The organism is Secundilactobacillus collinoides DSM 20515 = JCM 1123, assembly GCF_001435975.1.
GTDB lineage: Bacteria > Bacillota > Bacilli > Lactobacillales > Lactobacillaceae > Secundilactobacillus > Secundilactobacillus collinoides.
Window position 1 is genome coordinate 1 of sequence record NZ_AYYR01000018.1, and the last position, 1,556, is coordinate 1,556.

Here is a 1,556-nt window from a genome sequence, read left to right on the forward strand (position 1 = left end):
ACCATGCAAAACCTATTTGGCGTTTGGTGGAATAAACAAGCGGCTAGAGAATATGCGGCCAAACACCCCGAAGAACAGAACACTGACAATGAGCGTGCTTGAAATTAAACGTCATATGGACTCATTTAAGCCGTTTTAAGTGTTACATGCATAATTATATTAAAACTGCTTTAAAATCGCTTAGAAGTAAAAATAGGTGCCTTAAGTGGCCGAATTGACGATAGCTGAGCTAGAAAAACGGGATAGGAGCTTTTTAAATGACCAAACCCAGCAAAGAAATCGAAACAATTGATCAATTGTTGGCTGACCCCTGGGCAGTCAATATTCAAGACATTTGGGAACAAGCGGCATATAATCCAGATCCTGATAAACGCAAGCTGTTTGACGCGTTACACACTTACCTCTTAGATAAACGCCAAGAGCAAATTATCAACGAAAAGCATTTTGTGATTTAACATGGACAGGTCAAATAATCAGTGACTGAAATAGAAAGGAGGCACAAAATATGGCTAAAACTCGAACATATATGGACAAGTATAAATTCACAGCTGCAGAAAACCAACGGTTTGCCCGAGCAAACTTTACCAAGTTAGTGCATACTAATGCTCGTTTTGAAGGCGTTAATACCACTTTGCCACAAACACAAACTATTATGGACGGTATGAGCGTAGCAGGAGTACCTGTTGAAGATGTTTTGACGATTGTTAATTTAAAGCGTGGGTGGCAATATATCACTGCTCAAAATTCCCCTTTAACGTTAACCATAGAAAAACAAATCAACAAGATTGTGGCAGCGGAAGACGCCTTAATACCGGGAGAATTACGGCAAGGGAAAGGAGGAGTTGATTTAGGTAGTGAAGACTTTTTTGAACCACCTTTAATTAACGAAAAACAAGAACAATCCTTTTTACAAAAAATCTTGGCTGATCCACGAACGACGATTACTGATAAAGCATTGACTGTCATGTATCATAATATGCGCCAACAAATCTTTTGGGACGGGAACAAAAGGACGGCAACTTTAAGTGCCAATAAAATTATGATTGACGGTGGCGCTGGTTTAATTAATATCCCATTAGATAAGTGGGATCAATGGAACGAACTAATTGCCAATTATTATCAGACTAATGACATGGCTAAAATTAAACGGTGGACATATGACAATGGCATTCAAGGATTACAAATTAGAGCAAACTTAGCGCTTAAATCAGTTAAAGACAAAACTAGTAAAAGAATTTAAAAACAGTTAAAAGATTTTGCGGATCAGAACCCAGAAATCAAGCCCAAAAATGATCCAGAAAATAAAAACGATCGGCCTAGTTATTAGGTTGATCGTTTTTGAGTTTATTTGGTTTATGGGCATTAACGTAATCGGCAAATATTTTTAAAAGATCTTCGGTTTGTTCAACCGAGAGATTATCATCTTGAAAGTATTTTTCGAGCAAAGCCCCTTTTTGAATTAATCGGCGAGAACGGGCTTTGCGGGCTTGCCGATTTTCGTAGTATTTAGATTGCCGTAATTTAAAATCTTCCCGCTCAATTTTTTGTTTTAAACG

General features: G+C 37.7%; 2 protein-coding genes and 2 pseudogenes. 3 read left to right on the forward strand and 1 reads right to left on the reverse strand.

What is annotated here, in order from left to right:
• The 3 genes and pseudogenes from FC82_RS17380 to FC82_RS04520 all read left to right on the forward strand — a co-directional run.
• Nucleotides 1-102, forward strand: a pseudogene (locus tag FC82_RS17380) (replication initiation protein RepA); the annotation flags it as partial.
• 155 nt (nt 103-257) lie between these two features.
• A complete protein-coding gene (locus FC82_RS04515) occupies nt 258-455 on the forward strand; it encodes a hypothetical protein (protein ID WP_054762704.1) in 198 nt (65 codons plus the stop codon).
• 50 nt (nt 456-505) lie between these two features.
• Nucleotides 506-1,327, forward strand: a pseudogene (locus tag FC82_RS04520) (Fic family protein).
• Here FC82_RS04520 and FC82_RS04525 read toward each other — a convergent pair.
• Nucleotides 1,317-1,556, reverse strand: a 240-nt coding sequence (locus FC82_RS04525) for a hypothetical protein (RefSeq protein ID WP_056996327.1), incomplete at its 5' end; no start/stop codon positions are given. The pseudogene FC82_RS04520 and the gene FC82_RS04525 overlap by 11 nt on opposite strands.